The sequence below is a fragment of the Polynucleobacter tropicus genome, from assembly GCF_013307225.1.
Taxonomy (GTDB): Bacteria; Pseudomonadota; Gammaproteobacteria; order Burkholderiales; family Burkholderiaceae; genus Polynucleobacter; species Polynucleobacter tropicus.
Genome location: NZ_CP028942.1, coordinates 1,310,241 through 1,327,742 on the forward strand (window position 1 = coordinate 1,310,241; position 17,502 = coordinate 1,327,742).

Below are 17,502 nucleotides of genomic sequence, written 5' to 3' on the forward strand. Positions count from 1 at the left end.
GGTAGTCTCCTTTTTATAGAATTATAAATACCTATCGCAAGATATACACAAGAGACAGATGTCAGAAAAACCCGCCATTACCGGCATTGATTGCCATGCCCACATCATGGCCGTGGATCTTCCCTTGGCCCCGGAGATTCATTCTCGCCCTGCGCGCGATATTGGTGCAGAAGAATATCTAGCGGTTTTAGGCTCACATGGCATTTCTCATGGGGTATTAACTGCCCCCAGTTTTTATGGAAGCAACAATACCCTTTTGCTTGATGCCCTACGTCGTCACCCACATCAACTTCGTGGGACAGTAATTGTTGATCCAAGCTCTCCTCGTCTTGAGCAAGAGTTGCTACAGATGCGCGAGCATGGTGTCGTTGGTATACGACTGAATTGGATTAAGAAAAAAGCAATTCCAGATATTGATAGCGTTGACTATAAAAAGCTCTTGGGTATTGCCAAAGACTTGGGTCTTCATATTGAATTATTTTTAGAAGACCACCTACAAGAACATGTAGCCCCGAAAATATTAGCCAGTGGCGCCACTTTAGTGTTGGATCACTTTGGCAACCCCGATCCAAAACTTGGCATGCAAGGTAATCAGAGCAAGAGTTTTCAGAATACTCTTCGCGGCCTAGCGGATGGCAAGGTGTGGGTCAAACTCTCGGCACCCTATCGCCATGGATTTTTGGATGGTGTATCCATTCAAAGCTATGTCGATGCGCTTGTGGCAGCAAACCCCAAACAACTGGTGTGGGCTAGCGATTGGCCATGGCTCAGTTACGAAAACCGCTTCACTTATACCGACTGTATTACCTGGATTCAGTCAGCCATTTCAAGCACTGAAGTATGGAATGACATTTTGATTAATAACCCCAAAACCCTGTTTCATTTTGAATAAGGCCTGATATGCGCAATCTTTCTAAACAATTCTTTTTCAAAACTGTCTTTGCTTTTACGGCAATCTGTTTACTACAATCCGCTTCTGCGCAGACCGTGACTAAATTGATTGTTCCTACCGCACCAGGTGGCGGCACAGACGCACTCTTCCGAGTGGCCTCAAAAGATGCGCAACGATTTATTGGTGGTCCGATTAGCGTACAGAACGTTCCTGGTGCTGGCGGTACGATTGGTGTTGCGCAAATGGTGAACTCTCCGCCAGATGGTTACACCTTAGCCGGTGTTTGGCCATCTCCCGTTACCGTGGTTCCACAAACTAGTAAGGTTCCTTACACACCTAACGACTACATCCCAGTCATTCAGCTATCCACCGCACCGTATGTCTTTTGCGTTCACCCTGATTTTCCGGCGAATGACGGCAAATCCTTTATGGAAGAACTTCGCAAGAATCCCAAGAAATATACCTACGGCACTGATGGCTTAGGAGGCCCTGCGCAACTTGCTACTGAACGCATTTTTAGGCCACAAAATATCCAAGCCGTTGATGTCCCCTATAAAGGCGCTGGTGAGACCATTATTGGTTTCTTATCCAATCAAATTGATATTTATGTTGGCTCCATTCCGCCAGTCTTGCAACACGCTAATATTGGCAAAGCCAAATGCTTATTAGTTTCTTCTGTAAACCGAAATGCGCAATTCCCGAATGCCAGCTCTTTAAAAGATATTGGCTTGCCTAAAGAAGAGACTTTGTTGTGGCGCGTAGTGCTGGCACCTAAAGGCACTAAGCCTGAGCGCGTTAAACAAATTGCGCAGGCTTTTACTCAAGCCATGAAAGAGTCTGATACCGTTCGATATTTAGATGAAGTTGGTGAATCTCCTGCCGTTCTTACAGGCAAAGAGCTAAAAAACAAACTCGATCAGGAATACGCTGCTTTTAGTCAAATCGCCAAAACGCTAAATATGCGTTAAGCCCCCGATTGTTACCTCAGCTGCTTGCTAGTCGCTTTTGTTTGGCGACTTGCTGCAGTCGCTCGCAATCTGGGTTAGGCGCTCCATCCTCGTTGAGGATATTAAATTCTCGGCATGGAGACGGTCGGTTCTCATAAATAGAGCAACGCCAGCCTTCTTCTTTGGTGTGACGTAATGCTATACAAGGCTCACCGCCCCTCTCGGTACCCTTCATACAAGCTAAATGATTTGTGAGTTTGGTTGTCAGTTCGGCGGGAACAATGCCAACGCCATTACCTTCAATTTCTCCATGATAGAAACTGACGCGAAAATGTTGGCAACACTGGCCGCAATCAAAACACGGATTCGACGAGACTTCCACCTTGGTGTATTAATGAACAGGAATTTCAGACCGACTAATCGACGCTAACCTCTGCAGTCTTTACCAACTTCACCCAAAATTTTTCGTCCTCAACGAGGAATTTAGCAAATTGCGCAGGCGAAGATGACACAGACACATCCGTACCCTCGCGCGCTAAGGCCGCTTTTACATTGGGTTGTTTCATAGCCGCTTGTGTTGCTTCATACAACTTTTGAATAATCTCAGGAGGCGTTCCAGCTGGCACAAATACGCCATACCAAAATTCGATAGCGTAGTCAGGCAAGCCTGCTTCACGCATACCCTGAAGATTAGGAGCTAAAGGAGAGCGCTCTTTAGAGGAGATGGCTATTCCCCTTAATCTACCAGCCTGAATCATTGGCAATACGGATGGAGGTGTACCAAAAGTTAACTGCGTATCACCCGCAATCACCGATTGAATCGCTAAAGAACCTCCTCGAAACGGAATGTGCGTCATCTTAATATCTGCAACTTGACTAAATAATGCAGCTGCTAGATGCGGTGCCGAACCATTTCCAGAGGTTGCATAGTTCAAGCCACCTGGATTTTGCTTGGCTTTAGCAATCAAGTCTTTCACGCTAAAGATCCCAGTATTAGGATTAACCGCAATCACTACAGGCGAGCTAGTAATCTTGCTAATGGGAACAAAATCACTTGGGCGGTAACCTAATTTTTGGCTTAATGCTGGGTTAACAGAAATGCTGCTAGGGCTAGCAATCAAAATCGTGTAACCATCCGGGGCTGATTTAGCAACTTGTTCAGCAGCAATACTAGAACCTGCGCCTGGTTTATTTTCAACTACGATTGGCTGACCCAATGCCTGCCCTAAAGGGACACTTACATTTCTAGCGACATAGTCAGCAGCTCCGCCGGGCGCAAAGCCCACCAGTAATCTAATTGGTTTATTAGGATATGGCTGAGCTTGCGCGGTACACACCGTCAGCAATGCTAATAACGACATCAGAAAATATTGATTCAATCTACTCATTTACCTTGTCCTTTGCTTAGGGCGTGCCTGCCAAAATAATTTTTCCTAAATGCTGATTCGACTCCATGGCCGCCTTGGCTTCGACCAATTTCTCGAATGGAAATACTTGGTAAATCATGGGCGCGACCTTTCCAGCATCAATCAAAGGCAAAATCTGACGCCTGAACTCTGGAATGGCTTGAGCGCGCTGTTCGGGAGTGCGCAACTTATTTGATACGCCAAATAAAGTAAGGCGTTTTGCATGCAAAGCCTCAATATCAATCTCGGCTTTTAAAACGCCATCAACATATCCTACTGTAGCCAATCTACCTTGGAAGGCTAGCGTGCGAACACACTCCGAAAAAACAGACCCACCTACAGTATTGATTACTAAATCGACGCCTTTGTCTTTAGTTACTTTCATTACTGCGTCATAGAAATCGGGCTTCCGAGTGCAAATACCCAAATCCAAACCCTGACTTTCCAGCTGATTTAGCTTGTCTTGCGATCCTGAAGTGCCGATCACTTTTGCACCTAAAGCTTTAGCCATAGACAACGCTGTTACTCCAACCCCAGAAGTCACGCCGGTAATTAATAACCACTCGCCTGCCTGTATATGACCCTGAACCACCAACATATCAAAAACAACCATGGATGTCAGAGGTAATGCAGCCGCCTGCTCCCAAGTTAATAACGCAGGTATCGGCAGGACTTCACTCTCAGACATCAGTGCGTACTCAGCAAATGCGCCCGGGCAACGGCCCATTACTCGGTCACCAACCACAAACCCAGTGATAGCCGATCCACAGGCAATTACCTCGCCTGCGGCCTCCATCCCAATTTGCTTTGCTGTGCCTGCTTTATGTAAGCCATGACCCAAAATAAATTCACCGCGATTTAATCCAGCCGCTTTTACTCTGACTAATAATTGGTTTGGTCCTGGGGCGGGTTGATCTATATCTCGTAGCTCGATTACTGCATTTGCGCCATCACTTTGCATCCAATACGATTTCATCTTGCACTTTCTTTTATATTTAATTCACTCACCCCGAAAGACTGGTTTGCGCTTTTCCATAAATGCGCGACGACCCTCAGCATAGTCTTCACTTTCAAAGCAATTCTTAATCAGTTGACGACACAGATCATGATCAATTTCTGGTGATGGCTTCAAAATCTCTCTGATAATGGATTTACCTGCACATACCGTAATGGGAGCATTAGCTGCCAATGCCTGCTTATATTCAGACTCGAGTGCATCCAAGTTTTCTACTTCACAAACACGCGTAATTAAGCCCACCTCCCGAGCCTCATTTGCATTAATTCGTCTAGCGGTAAAAAACAAATCCTTAGCTACCGCTGGACCAACCAAATCTACTAAGTTTTTTAAAGCAGAATAACGGTATCCCAAGCCTAAGCGAGCGGCAGGAATCGAGAAAACTGAATCATCAGCAGCAATTCGAATATCACAACTCATAGCCACATTTACGCCTCCGCCAATGCAGTAGCCTTTGATGCGAGCTAAAGTGGGTTTACTAAAGTTATAGATACCCATCAATGCCTGCTCGGCCATTAGCTCATAGCGAGCAACTGCCTCTTTGGCAGCGCGCATATCTTCAAATTGCGTAATATCCGCACCCGAAACAAATGCTTTATCACCAGCCCCAGAAAAAACTACCAAACGAATCCGCTCATCAGATTCGGCAACATTTAATAGTGGTGTAACGGCTTCCCACATATCAACCGATAGCGCGTTATGGCGCTCGGGATTATTAAACTGAATTTGCAATGTACTGCCATCCTTATCTAGCCAAACCTTTACCCGCTCAGTAGTTGATTTATAAATTGGCTCACTCATCAATACACTCCTTTTGACTTTAGGACGGCAAGCTCCTCAGAGCTCATGCCAATCTCTTTTAAAATTTCCTCGCTATGCTCTCCACGCTTTGGAGCAGCCCTAGAAACGGTGCTTGGGGTTCGTTCAAGTTGAACCGGCTGACCAACTAAATGTTGTAGTCCGTGATGCTTAGAGACAACCTCTTTTACGATTCCGAGATGCTGAACTTGAGGCTCATCAAAAACTCCCTTTACATCATTAATTAATCCACAAGCTACGCCACCAGCATTAAAACGCTCGACCCAATAAGCGCAATCTTGCGCCGCCAAACGACGATTAATTTCTGCATTGATGGAATCACGATTAATCGATCTTCCCTGTTTATCTTTGTAACGTTCATCGGTAACCCACTCAGGCGCACCTAAGATATCGCAAAAACGCTCCCAAATCTTAGAGCCAAAGACGGCAATATTCATATAACCATCTTTTGCCTTATAGACCCCAGTTGGAATGCTGGTAGGATGATAGTTGCCCGCCTGCTTTGGAATCTCTCCTTCAATTAACCAACGTGAAGTCTGAAAATCCATCATATAAATCATTGACTCAAGCAAGGAGGTATGCAACCACTGGCCTTTACCTGACGCATCCCTCTCAAGCAATGCAACCAAAATTCCCTGAGCCGCAAATATACCTGCGCATAAATCTGCAATCGGTATCCCAACACGCATTGGGCCTTGACCAGGAAGGCCCGTCACAGACATTAAACCACTCATCCCTTGGGCGATTTGATCAAAACCAGGGCGTTGCGCTAATGGGCCCGTTTGACCAAAACCTGAAATGCTAGCGTACACCAAGCCTAGATGCTCTTTGCTCAAAGTTTCGTAATCGATTCCAAGTCTATATTTCACATCAGGCCGAAAATTTTCCACAACAACATCCGCACTTGCGATTAACTTCTTCAGCATCGCAATACCCTCGGGCTCTTTTAAATTTAGAGTAATCGAACGCTTATTGCGGTGCGTATATTGATAATCCGAACCATCTTGACCGCCTAAAGTATCATCACCGCGCATGTGATCGGGCATTTGCACTTGAATAACGTCCGCCCCCCAATCGGCTAACTGACGACAGGCTGTCGGACCAGCCCTAACTTGAGTTAAATCAATTACGCGAAAGCGTGCTAGAGCGGCAGAAGCAGGAATGTGGGGCATAGATGAGTCTCGTTCAAAATAAATCGGGAATTAAAAATACTATGAAGGATTAATGCTATTTTTCAAATGCTTACCATTTGAAAAAAGTCGTAAATTCTCTACAAACAATTGCAGCACTCTTTTTTCATTACCGGCAGAATGGCCAGCAGAGTGCGGGGTCACAATCACATTTTCCATACTCCATAGCGGAGAGCTTGTTGATAGCGGTTCCACTGCGAATACATCTAAATAGGCTCCGGCTAGATGCCCACTTTTTAGTGCCCCAATCAAATCTTCCTCAACCGGTATTTCACCTCGAGCTATATTGATTACATGTGCACCGGCGGGCAATAAAGTCAACATTTGACGATTAACCAAGCCCTTAGTCTCTTGACTCAATGGGCATGCAATCACCAACCACTGAGCTTGCGGTAATACTTGATCTAACTCGGAAATATGTCGCATATTCTTGGAGTTATCTGACCGATCTTTTAAAGAGGAATGAAAACCTATCATGATGGTTCTCACACCAAATACATTTAAGACCTCCGCAATACCCTCACCGATTGGCCCTCTACCCAGAATGACTGCACTTTGCCCCGCTAGGTCTGGGGGCAATGGGTAGTTAATCAAAGGATCCCACTTACACTGAGCTTGCGCCTTCATCATTTGGGGAAATTTACGCGCTAACATCAAAATACCTGCAATAGCATTTTGCGTAACGACGGGCGCATTAACGCCAGAAGAACCCGTAACCCTAACTCCGCGGGACATTAAATCTAAATAAATCTGCCTATCCGCTCCCGCCGAATGAATTTGCACCCATTTCAATTTGCTTGAGCCCAATAGCAAGTCGTAAAATTTTTGCGTTGAGGGGATAATTTTTTGTTTTGTCGATGTCGCCGTAACATCGCGTGAAATTAAGGCAATATCAAATTCCACCCCAGGCACTTGATTATCTGCATCGAGCAATTCCATTGACATATCGGCCGAATGACTCAAGAGTGACTCAAGAGCGGGTAGCGAATAATGACTGACTAAGATACGCAAAAGATTTTTAGAGCTTTGGGAAGTCATATAAATTGGCCGGGTTTGACACAAGCACCTTCTCAATTTGGGAGGGACTGCTAAACCAGCGGGATAACAAATTCACAAGATCTCCGTCATTAGGCAGTTGAACCGGATCAAAATAGTTAATGTGCGGCCAGTCTGTGCCCCATACTACTCGATCTAGATTGGCAGCAATTAGCGCTTTAGCAAATGGATCGACATCCTGATAGCCTATTTCTTTCGTACCAATACGGTCGGCACCTGAAATCTTTACCCACCCTTTCCCTTCGCCGATTAATCTGCATAAAAATTGAAAACCTGGATGGTTAATTCCATGACTTGTATTCATGCGTCCCATATGATCAACCACCAATGGCAAACCCAAGGGCAATAGTTTTGGCGCTAACTCGGGCAAATCTGGAGCATGCGCCCAAATCTGGGCATGCCACCCACGCTCCGCAAATTTTGGCGCAAGTCTTTGAAGAACTTCTAGACCCACACCATTTCGATACATAGGCTTGCCATCAATTTGCAATAAATTAAACCGCGCGCCCCTCACACCTAAATCATGCCAGCGATCCAACTCCTTATCCGATACATCCGCATCCGGAACAACTACCCCCCTAAATCGATCGGGATACTCCTCTAAACCACGCAATATAGAACCATTATTGGTGCCGCACACGCTGGCCGTCACCAATACACCCCTTGAGAAGCCGATCTTATTCAAATGCTCAATAAATTGATTTGCTGAAAATTCTTGAGGGGTATAACTACGATCATCAGCTAAAGGAAATTGCGCAAATGGTCCAAAGATATGAACATGACTATCGCAAGCACCCGCCGGAATAGTCATATCTACCTTCATGTAATCCGCATTAGGCGGCAAACAAGTACGAGTCATCTTTATTCAGCCTTAATTTTTCCAGATTGCACTAAAGCCTGTGAATTACTCGATTCCTGACTGAGCATTTGAGCCCATTCTTGAGGCGAAGAGGACCGCGCCGTACTGCCAACCGCACTTAAGCGGCCGCGCACCCCACTATCGTCAATCGCCTTTCTTAATGCTGCATTTAATGCCTTAATCACATTCGCTGATGTTCCAGGGGGCGCCAAAATACCTGCAGTGGTACTAGCATCAAGCTCTATACCGATCGCCTCACGCAAAGTGGGAATATCTTGCAAACCTTGCGCACGATCCTTTGATAACACCGCCAAAATTCTTAAATTTCCGGAATCAACGAAGGGCTTGGAACTCGTTATTTGATCGACTACAAAATCAATTTGACCCCCCATCAAATCCGTTAACGCAGGTGCGGAACCCTTGTAAGGAATGACATTGAAATTTACTCTAGCCGCATCCTCCATGCGCAAGATCGCAATGTGATTCGAGGTTCCCTGCCCTGCATGACCAACTGATACAGACTCAGGCGCAACTTTGACCGCTTGGAATAATGCTTTTGCCGTTGGAAAACGCTTATCGTCCTTGCGCACCACAATCACCAAAGGGGAAATTGCCGTTAAACCGACAGGCTCGAAACTATCTGGTTTATATGGGGGTGATTTGAGCATATAAGGCAATACTGAAATAGTATTGGTTGTGGCTACCAATAAGGTATACCCATCGGGATCAGAGCGCGCAACAAAATTAGATCCAATTGCGCCACCTGCACCCGGTTTGTTATCCACTACCACCGACTGACCCGTCACTTTAGCGAGTGATGGTCCAATTGCTCTTGCGATTACATCAATATTACCGCCAGGCGCAAAGGGAACTACCAATGTCATCGTCTTACTAGGATAGCCCTGTGCAGATGCTAACAAAGAACCCGAAAGCATCAAGATGCCTAGGATGCACCTTTGCAAAATTTGTTGCTGCATTTTTGTCTCCAGCCTAATGGCTTTTATTTTTATACTCGTTATTTAAAGCTCAATTTCTTGGCTCTCAATACACTTCATGCTACTGCAAATTCTGTTTTTTTGAATTACTCCCTAAAGCTCGGATCCATACGCTCTACCATGCGCAGCAAGCCAGGCCACTCCATCAAACCATAGGGGCGACGGGTCTGTGGCTGATAGTTCATATAGGTTTCTTCTAGCACCTGCTGCGGAACCTCCTGCAATGGGGTATTACACGCCATCGCGGCAAGCTGCGCCCTACAAGAAGTTTCTAAACGATGCATCCAATTAAAGGCTTCGCCCACCGTTCTACCGACAGTCAATAATCCATGATTGCGCAAAATCATAGCTTCAGCATTGCCAAGATCTCGCACCAAAATCTCTTGCTCATCCATATTGAGAACCACACCCATATAGTCGTGATAGCTAATCTTAAGAAAGCGCATTGCGGTTTGATTGATTGGTAACAAACCACACTGAAGTGATGAAATTGCCATGCCCGCGGGTGTATGCGTGTGAATAACACAGCCTACTTCAGGGCGCGCCTTATGCACGGCGCTATGCAATATATAGCCCGGCTTGTTAAATCCATAATTCAAGTCGCCAAAATCCGGCTTAAATAAGATTTCTCCATCGTGACTAATTTTGAGGAAACAAGAGGCAGTCATTTCTTCATACATCATTCCATATGGATTAGTCAAAAACGCATCCTCTTCACCTGGGACGCGAATGGTGATGTGGTTAGCCATCATGTCAGACATTCCATAATGGGCAATCAATCGATAGCATGCCGCCAAGTCAATGCGCGCTTGCCATTCCTCAGGACTAACACGATCCTTTAAAGAAGCTAGTTGTAAGCGTCCGAAACTCATTTTTATCACCTATTTATAGAGTTAATTGCGTAATCTACGTTAAGCACTCATTTTCGACCATAAGGTCGCCAATTTTCTAATTTTGACATCAGGGCTTTCCATCAATTCATCAGATAAATGCTTCGCAAGCTCCATACCCACCCTGGGCTCAGCCAGCTCTTGAAATTTATCCAGTAACTCTTGATCCGTGAGGGGTTCATCTGGATCGCCATGACGGGTATGTTGATGATGGGTATAAATGCTGCCATCACTCATTTCAATCTCTACTTTTGCTGAGCGGTGCACTGGAAACTTTGCAGCGCACTCCGGATCTACAAAAAGTTTGATCTTCTTTTCCATGGCACGAATTCGAGGGTTGTCCAAGGCGGTTGGCAAAAATGCCATTTCTCGGACTCGGCCCAAAATGATTCTTGCTGATACCGTGTATGTAAGACTAAATTTCGCCTCAAATGGCGATTGTGGATGCACATAATGACAAACATCCACGGTAGGCTTGTACGCCCCAACCCGTATCTGAGTAATTTTTTCAGCATCTATAGGGTATGCGCTTAAAAGATGGGAGACCGCATCGATTGCTGGAAAATTGTGTCCGCAGCAACCATGATTTTTAAATGTCATGTGCTCAATATTCCAGCCATGACCAAGATCCTCAAGCACCAAGTCCCAACGTGGGTTCTTGCATAAAGCGGCACCAAAGCCTGCATCACCCTCTAATAAATCAGGCGTCCCAGTCATGCCAGCATTGGCTAAAAGCGCTGCATTTAATCCAACCTCGGCAGCATGCCCAGCATGCATTGGTTTAGTCATCGAGTCAGAACGAAATGCTTGTTGTAGACCACTTGCAAATGTACCGGCGGTAGCCAAAGCATCACAAGCCTTACCAGCATCTAAACGCAATAAATATGCGCAGGCTGCGGCAGCGCCGAATACCCCGACCGTACCAGTAGTATGAAAGTACTGATAATGACTTGGTTGAATAACCTTACTGATTCTGGTTGAGACCTCATACCCAATAATGATGGCCTTCAATAAATTCAACAATGAATCATCATGCGCTTCAGCAAGTGCAAATGCAGCAGAGATTGTTGGACATGCAGGGTGATATGCACCATCACGAAAGATGTCATCAAACTCAGCAATATGACTAATCGTTCCATTGAGAAAAGCAGCAGCTCTAGAAAACGACTTTTGATCAGCGCCCGCAACCGTACAACCCCCCGCCCCAAGCTCTTCTTGGTAGCCATGTCGCAATTTTTTCGCAACTAGCGTATCACTTCCAGCAAGCAATGCACCATGCCAATCCAACAGTGCACGGCGTGCACTGTGGATAGCCTGCGCAGAAAAGTCAGCTTGCTGGCTCGCTGCAATGAATTCGCCGAATTTTTGTAACAGGGTCATAACTTACTCGGGTTTTGCACCAGAAGCCTTAACAACAGGCACCCATAGCAAATAATCATTACGCACAAATTTAGTAAATTCCTGCACATTCATCGGTATAGGATCCGCTCCCAAGCCTAATAATTTCTGCTTAATGGCAGGCTCCTCTAAGATACTCACAACGGTTTCATTTAACTTCTTAATAATGGCGGGATTTGTTCCTTCTGGCGCAAACAATCCAAACCATGCTCCCGTAGCAATATCTACACCCAACTCATTTAATGTAGGCAAATCAGGCATTGCACTGATTCGCTTTTTTGATGAAACCGCGATTGCATTGAGCTGACCAGCTTTGATCAGCGGCACTACAGAAGGTGCAGTGGCAAACATAAATTGCAAACGACCTGCAACTAAATCACGTGTTGCCTCAGCACCCTTGTAGGGAATATGGGTTGCATCCAAGCCGGTTTTTTGCGCAAACAAGAAACTAATAAGATGGGCGGTAGTTCCAATGCCAGTAGAACCATAATTCAGATTTCCCGAATGGCTTTTTGCATAAGCTAAGAACTCTTTCCAATTTTTAATTCCTAATGAACTAGGAACTACCAATATATTTGGCACATCCCCCAAAAGCGCTACTGGCGCTAATGCTTTTTGTGGATTGACGGCTAAATTTCCAAATAGGGTTGGATTGATTGAAATAGGACCAATGGAATTGGCGAGCAATGTATAACCATCAGGAGCGGCACGTCCCACAACTTCGGTACCCAAATTGCCCGCAGCGCCTGGCTTATTCTCTACCACTACTGGCACTTTCCAGCGAATACTCATTTGATTGGCAACCTCACGAGCCAATATATCCGTAGTTCCGCCAGCCGTAAACGAAACTATAATTTTGATAGGCTTATCAGGATAATTTCCTGCAGATTGTGCAAAAGCATTTGCAGCCAGAACAAACATACAGGCTATAAAAAATTTGATGTATTGCAAAACTCTCATGGCAGTTGTCTCTCTATGTATTTTTAATGTAGTGAATTTGAATCGGAAAACTATGCTCTCTGATTAAATCGTCTGTCAAATACTTCCTCAGCGATTCTATTTTTTAAGATTTCAATCGATCCTCCAGCAATCATCCAGCCCCGGGTTCTACGAACACAATACTCCACTAGGGTTTCTTGACTATATCCTGTAGCGCCCATAACTTGTAGCGACTCATTTGCCACTTCAAATCCGGTGGTATTGCAAATCAACTTTGCGGCGGTTGTTTCATATGCTGATGGCAGGCCACCCTCGGCATTAACAGCGGCCCTATACAGCATTAGTTGCGCGGCATCTAGCTTGACAGCCATTTCAGCAAACTTCCATTGAATTCCCTGAAACTCGCAAATTTGCCTGCCAAACTGCTCACGCACTTGAGCATATTCTTTTGCTTTATTAAAAGCATATCGACCCAATGCAAGAGAGCGTGAAGCATTTCCAATACGCTCAACATTAAATCCACTAATTTGCTTTTTAAATCCACCCGGACCCAACAACAGCGCTGAGTCCGGAATAAAACAATCCTCAAAATATAGCTGAGACCACTCTTCGCCACTCATAAAACTGTTAGGATTGCCAACCGTTAAGCCTGGTCTACCTCGCTCTACTAACACAGAGCCAATTCCATCCAAACCAGGACCAAATCGTACATACACCAAAAATAGACCTGCTTCGGGGCTATGAGTTGAAAATACTTTTGAGCCATTAATGAGATAGCCCCCATCAACTTTTTTTGCAGAGGTAACCAATTCAGTTACAGCGGAACCCGCTCCAGGCTCACTCATACCCAAACCTAAAATCTTTTTGCCAGCCAATAAATCCGGCAAGTACATTTCCTTTTGAGACTCGCTTGCATACTCCACAAACGTCCTTATGGCGCCAAAGTTACCAGCCTGCACCACATCGGCGGATTTTGGACAATGTAACGCCACCTCTTGAATAGCAATCACCGCATCCATCAAGGTTCCACCCATCCCACCATCTTTTTCGGGAAAGGCAATTCCAAGCAATCCTTGCGCGCTAATTTTTTTGGCAATATCCCATGGATACTCTGGGCTATGAGCCCTCTCTAAAGCGCCAGGCGCTAATTCCTTCTCTGCAAACTTGGCCACTGCATTCGCAAATGCCTGCTGCTCACTAGTCAACTGAAAATCCATTTTTACTCCTAATATTATTGATATTGCAATGTGACGCTTACTTATTCCACGCAATTTTGTGGAGTGCCTGCTACGTAAGAATTTATATTGTCAAAGGCAATTCCAAAATATGCCTCGTAGTTATCTTTCTCCACAAAACCAATATGAGGTGTGCACAGGCAATTGGGCAGGTGCAATAAAGGATGATTCGCCCCTAATACTGGCTCAGACTCATAAGTATCTACGGCAGCAAAGCCGGGTCTACCCTCTGCTAAGGCAGCCTCTAATGCACCAGCTTCAATTAATTCTGCACGGCTAGCATTTACCAATAAAGCGCTATCCTTCATAAGCGCTAAATCGGAGCGCTTCACAATTCCGCGCGTTTCATCATTCAGTCTTAATTGCAAACAAACAATATCGCTCTCACTAAAGAAGGCATCTTTTGATGTGGCTACGTCATATCCAGCTTGCCTAGCCTTTTCTAGGCTACTTGGACGCCCCCAAACCAACGGCTTTGCACCAAATGCTTTTCCTAACTCGCACATTTGCTTGCCAATGCGCCCAAATCCATAAACACCCAATACCTTCCCGCAAAGCTGAGCCCCTAGATGCCCTTGCCATTGACCATTTTTTAATCGATTGACTTCATCAACCAACCTTCTTAAGGCCGCCAAAATGAGGAGTACATTCAATTCCGCCGTAGCAGAACCAGACCCACGGCCATCCATGACAACGATACCTTTCTCCTTGCATGCCTGAAGATCAACATGGGAGGCTATTTTTCCAGTTTGGGATATGACCTTTAACTTGGGTAAGCGGTTGAGCAACTCCCTGCTAATGAAGGTCCTCTCACGTATCAACACAATCGCATCCGCATTCTTATAACGCTGCGCTAGAGCATCAACCCCAACCACCGTATTATTAAAAATTTCCACGGTATGGTTCTGCAATTTAGCAAAGCACTTGAGATGACGGACACAATCTTGGTGGTCATCAGAAATAACAATGTGCATCCTAGTTCCTTACTTATTCAAATAATGCGTGCAGTTCTGCACGATGAAATCCGGGTCCACTTTGCTTTTCAAGAAGATCCATTTGTGCATTTAATTTTTCCAGACCAAGCGTGCGTGCCACAAATACAGGGCCGCCTTGCCACTTCGGAAAACCGTAGCCGTTTACTAGTGCGACATCGCAATCCGTTGCGTCTCGAACCACATGCTCGCAAACCAAGTGAGCAATCTCATTGATCATTGCCAGCAAAACACGATCGATAATTTCAGCGGCGGAAAACTGCCTACGTACAATACCCTTTGCCTTGCTAGCCTCTTCAATAATGTGGTGCACCCCTGGATCCTCGGAGCGCTCGCCAGAATTTGCATCATAGCGATAGTAACCAGCACCTGTTTTACGACCCAGTCGACCGGCGATACATAAACTATCAGGAATGGTGACATAGCGGTGAGCAGGGTTACGCGTGGCTGCTTGACTCTTGCGCATACCCCAAGCAATATCCAGGCCGGACATATCACCCACCGCAAAAGGGCCCATCGCAAAACCATAGTCTTCTAAAGCTTTATCGATTTGAGCGGGATAAGCCCCCTCTTCCAACATAAACTCACATTGACGGCGATATGCGGCATAAATTCGATTTCCAATAAAGCCAAAAGCATTCGCACTAATGACCGGGGTCTTACCCAATCTTTTTGCCAGTTGCAAACCCGTGGCGATTGCCACCGCTGAGCTACGCAGACACCGCACGATTTCAATCAACTTCATGACTTGAGCTGGACTAAAGAAATGCAATCCAAATACCCTACTTGGGTTTTCCAGTCGAGAAGCGATGGCATCAATATCTAAATATGATGTATTAGATGCTAACAATGCATCCTGCCGAGCATGCTCTTCGATCTTCCGAAAGACTGCATGCTTTACCTCAATATCTTCAAATACAGCTTCAATTACTAAATCAGCATTATGGATTTTTTTCCAATCGGCTGAATAAGTAAATTGTGTCAAGATCTGCGATACCCTATCGGCGCTCATCTTGCCATTTTGAAGACGAGACTCATAAAAAGATCTAACCTTGTTTGAGCCATTCGTCAGGGCAGCCTCATTTTGATCCAATAGCAATACTTCATAACCCGCTGTTAAGCAGGCAATCGCAATTCCAGTGCCCATAGTTCCGGCACCGATCACTGCTATATGCTTCAACTCTATAGGCTTAACATCATCGGCATCGAAGGTGCGAAAAAGTTTGCGTTCAGCAAAAAATTGATGGCGCAATGCTTTCGCCTCAGTTGAAACTCGCAAATCCTGAAAGGTAGCTCGCTCTAAAGCAAGGGCCTGATCTATTGGCATCGATACGGAATTACATATCATTTCGATTGCCTTTTGAATATTAGGTCTATTCTTTCCAGCCTTCAGAGCTTTTTGCGAAGCCACCACCACATCAGCATCATTCGCTTTAGGTGTCACAAGATCACGAATCCGGGACTTACTCCCCACTAAGCTCTTGGCGAGAGTAATCGCCTCTTCCAACAAATGCTCCCGAACCACTTTACTAACTAAACCTAATTTCAAAGCCTCTGGTGCTTTGATTCGAGCGCCGCTACAAATATAGTCAATCGATTTTTCAACGCCAATTAACCGGGGCAAACGTTGCGTACCACCTGCACCAGGAATGATGCCCAACGTAACCTCAGGCAAACCCACCACTGCACCGTCTTGAGCGATACGGGCATCGCAAGCTAGCGCCAACTCAAAACCACCACCAAGAGCTGCGCCATGAATGGCACAAACTACAGGTTTTGGGCAATTCTCGATTGCTGCAATTACCTCAGGCAAATGCGGCTCAGCCAAGGGCAAAGCAAATTCTTTAATGTCCGATCCAGCAATAAAGGTGTTGCCAGAGCCAATAATGACTGCGCATTGAGCTTGTTGATTACGCCCTAATTCTGCAATAGCCTCTCGGAGCCCTTTGCGAACCTCAATAGAACCAGCATTAATCGGGGGGTTATTCACGGTAATGACCATGACACCTGACTCAATCTGGGAAGTCACTTTGTAATTTATAGACATATTCATTTAAACCACTGCACTAAAAGTGAATTAACTTGCTCTGGCTTTTCATATTGCACCCAGTGACCAACATCCAAAATAATTTCAGCTGAACGATTCTGTTTTTCGCTGACTAGTTTTTCCACAAGATACTCAGGAGTACAGGTAATGTCATGCTCCCCCCATATCATTAATACAGGTCCTGCATAAGCTTCAAGCTGTTCTGCCAAGCCCCCAGGCCTGGCAATGGGCCTACTTCTAAAACGAGTGGCAACGCATGCGTCTTGATGTATGCGTATTGCCAAAGAATCAATCCTGTCATACGAACTCAACATTTGCAGATACAGATTCTCACGCATAACTCGCTGCAACTCTTGCTGATGACCGTTGGCATAAAGCTCCCTCCATGCCAGCAATTCTCCGCGTGGACGTCGTGGACCACCATGACCAGCACTACCCAATAAGGCCAATTTTGTGATGCCAGGCCTTTGATTTGCCAAGTGTGCCGCCACAAACCCACCAAATGAAAAGCCGGCAATTTGGATTTGCTTATCTTTTCCTATTAAGTCATTAATCGTGCCCACCAATGGAGAAATCATTCCAGCTTTAAGTTGGCTATCAAAAAAAGATGAATTCCCAAAGCCTGGCATATCGGGAACAAATACATGAAAGTGCTCTGATAACTCTTCAACATTGCGATGCCAATGCTCCCAGCTACCATGACCACCATGAAGCAGGATTAAGGGTATACCTTCGGTTTTAGCATCTCCGAATTCATGCCACGAGACATGCCCCTCACCATAAGAGACTTCATGAATAGTATGCGCCTGCATTAGTTTCATA

Annotated in this window: 17 protein-coding genes; 2 read left to right on the top strand and 15 right to left on the bottom strand. The window is 45.4% G+C overall.

All coding sequences use genetic code 11. The features are described from left to right. Positions 1-58 precede the first annotated feature (58 nt). Both DCO17_RS06760 and DCO17_RS06765 read left to right on the top strand, forming a co-directional pair. Positions 59-892, top strand: coding sequence for an amidohydrolase family protein (locus tag DCO17_RS06760; RefSeq protein ID WP_173955989.1), 834 nt, complete (start codon positions 59-61; stop codon positions 890-892). 95 nt (positions 893-987) lie between these two features. After that, entirely contained in the window at positions 988-1,860 is an 873-nt protein-coding gene (locus tag DCO17_RS06765) for a tripartite tricarboxylate transporter substrate binding protein (protein WP_217425407.1), read from the top strand. 16 nt (positions 1,861-1,876) lie between these two features. Here DCO17_RS06765 and DCO17_RS10555 read toward each other — a convergent pair whose 3' ends face one another. The 15 genes from DCO17_RS10555 to DCO17_RS06840 all read right to left on the bottom strand — a co-directional run bounded on the left by DCO17_RS10555 (position 1,877) and on the right by DCO17_RS06840 (position 17,501). Then, positions 1,877-2,221, bottom strand: a complete 345-nt coding sequence (locus DCO17_RS10555) for a YkgJ family cysteine cluster protein (RefSeq protein ID WP_173955991.1) — start codon at positions 2,219-2,221, stop codon at positions 1,877-1,879. A 34-nt stretch (positions 2,222-2,255) separates the two neighbouring features. Then, entirely contained in the window at positions 2,256-3,227 is a 972-nt protein-coding gene (locus DCO17_RS06775; RefSeq protein WP_173955992.1) for a Bug family tripartite tricarboxylate transporter substrate binding protein, read from the bottom strand. Positions 3,228-3,243: 16 nt separating this feature from the next. Then, entirely contained in the window at positions 3,244-4,221 is a 978-nt protein-coding gene (locus DCO17_RS06780) for a zinc-binding dehydrogenase (RefSeq protein WP_173955993.1), read from the bottom strand. Positions 4,222-4,245: 24 nt separating this feature from the next. Continuing rightward, entirely contained in the window at positions 4,246-5,061 is an 816-nt protein-coding gene (locus tag DCO17_RS06785; protein ID WP_173955994.1) for an enoyl-CoA hydratase, read from the bottom strand. Next, positions 5,061-6,251: a CaiB/BaiF CoA transferase family protein gene (locus DCO17_RS06790; RefSeq protein WP_173955995.1), complete on the bottom strand. Its 1,191-nt coding sequence runs from the start codon at positions 6,249-6,251 to the stop codon at positions 5,061-5,063. Before DCO17_RS06790 ends, DCO17_RS06785 begins: the two co-directional genes overlap by 1 nt. A 39-nt stretch (positions 6,252-6,290) precedes the next feature. Beyond that, positions 6,291-7,307: a D-2-hydroxyacid dehydrogenase gene (locus DCO17_RS06795; protein WP_173955996.1), complete on the bottom strand. Its 1,017-nt coding sequence runs from the start codon at positions 7,305-7,307 to the stop codon at positions 6,291-6,293. Beyond that, complete coding sequence (locus DCO17_RS06800; protein WP_173955997.1) at positions 7,288-8,184, bottom strand: amidohydrolase family protein; 897 nt, start codon at positions 8,182-8,184, stop codon at positions 7,288-7,290. Before DCO17_RS06800 ends, DCO17_RS06795 begins: the two co-directional genes overlap by 20 nt. Positions 8,185-8,186: 2 nt before the next feature. Further along, on the bottom strand, positions 8,187-9,161 hold the full coding sequence (locus DCO17_RS06805) for a Bug family tripartite tricarboxylate transporter substrate binding protein (RefSeq protein WP_254598727.1): 975 nt from the start codon (positions 9,159-9,161) through the stop codon (positions 8,187-8,189). Between the two features lie 104 nt (positions 9,162-9,265). Further along, positions 9,266-10,051 carry a class II aldolase/adducin family protein gene (locus tag DCO17_RS06810; protein WP_173955998.1) on the bottom strand — a complete coding sequence of 262 codons (786 nt, stop codon included), beginning with the start codon at positions 10,049-10,051 and terminating at the stop codon, positions 9,266-9,268. A 39-nt stretch (positions 10,052-10,090) separates the two neighbouring features. Further along, positions 10,091-11,449, bottom strand: coding sequence for an MmgE/PrpD family protein (locus DCO17_RS06815; protein ID WP_173955999.1), 1,359 nt, complete (start codon positions 11,447-11,449; stop codon positions 10,091-10,093). A gap of 3 nt (positions 11,450-11,452) precedes the next feature. Beyond that, complete coding sequence (locus tag DCO17_RS06820; RefSeq protein ID WP_254598728.1) at positions 11,453-12,427, bottom strand: Bug family tripartite tricarboxylate transporter substrate binding protein; 975 nt, start codon at positions 12,425-12,427, stop codon at positions 11,453-11,455. A gap of 50 nt (positions 12,428-12,477) precedes the next feature. Beyond that, positions 12,478-13,623, bottom strand: coding sequence for an acyl-CoA dehydrogenase family protein (locus DCO17_RS06825; protein ID WP_173956001.1), 1,146 nt, complete (start codon positions 13,621-13,623; stop codon positions 12,478-12,480). A 41-nt stretch (positions 13,624-13,664) separates the two neighbouring features. Then, positions 13,665-14,615, bottom strand: a complete 951-nt coding sequence (locus tag DCO17_RS06830; RefSeq protein ID WP_173956002.1) for a D-2-hydroxyacid dehydrogenase family protein — start codon at positions 14,613-14,615, stop codon at positions 13,665-13,667. 13 nt (positions 14,616-14,628) lie between these two features. Beyond that, the gene (locus DCO17_RS06835; protein WP_254598729.1) at positions 14,629-16,680 is read right to left on the bottom strand and encodes a 3-hydroxyacyl-CoA dehydrogenase NAD-binding domain-containing protein; all 2,052 of its coding nucleotides are present in this window, start codon (positions 16,678-16,680) and stop codon (positions 14,629-14,631) included. Positions 16,681-16,682: 2 nt separating this feature from the next. Then, entirely contained in the window at positions 16,683-17,501 is an 819-nt protein-coding gene (locus tag DCO17_RS06840; RefSeq protein WP_173956003.1) for an alpha/beta fold hydrolase, read from the bottom strand. Position 17,502: the final 1 nt, after the last annotated feature.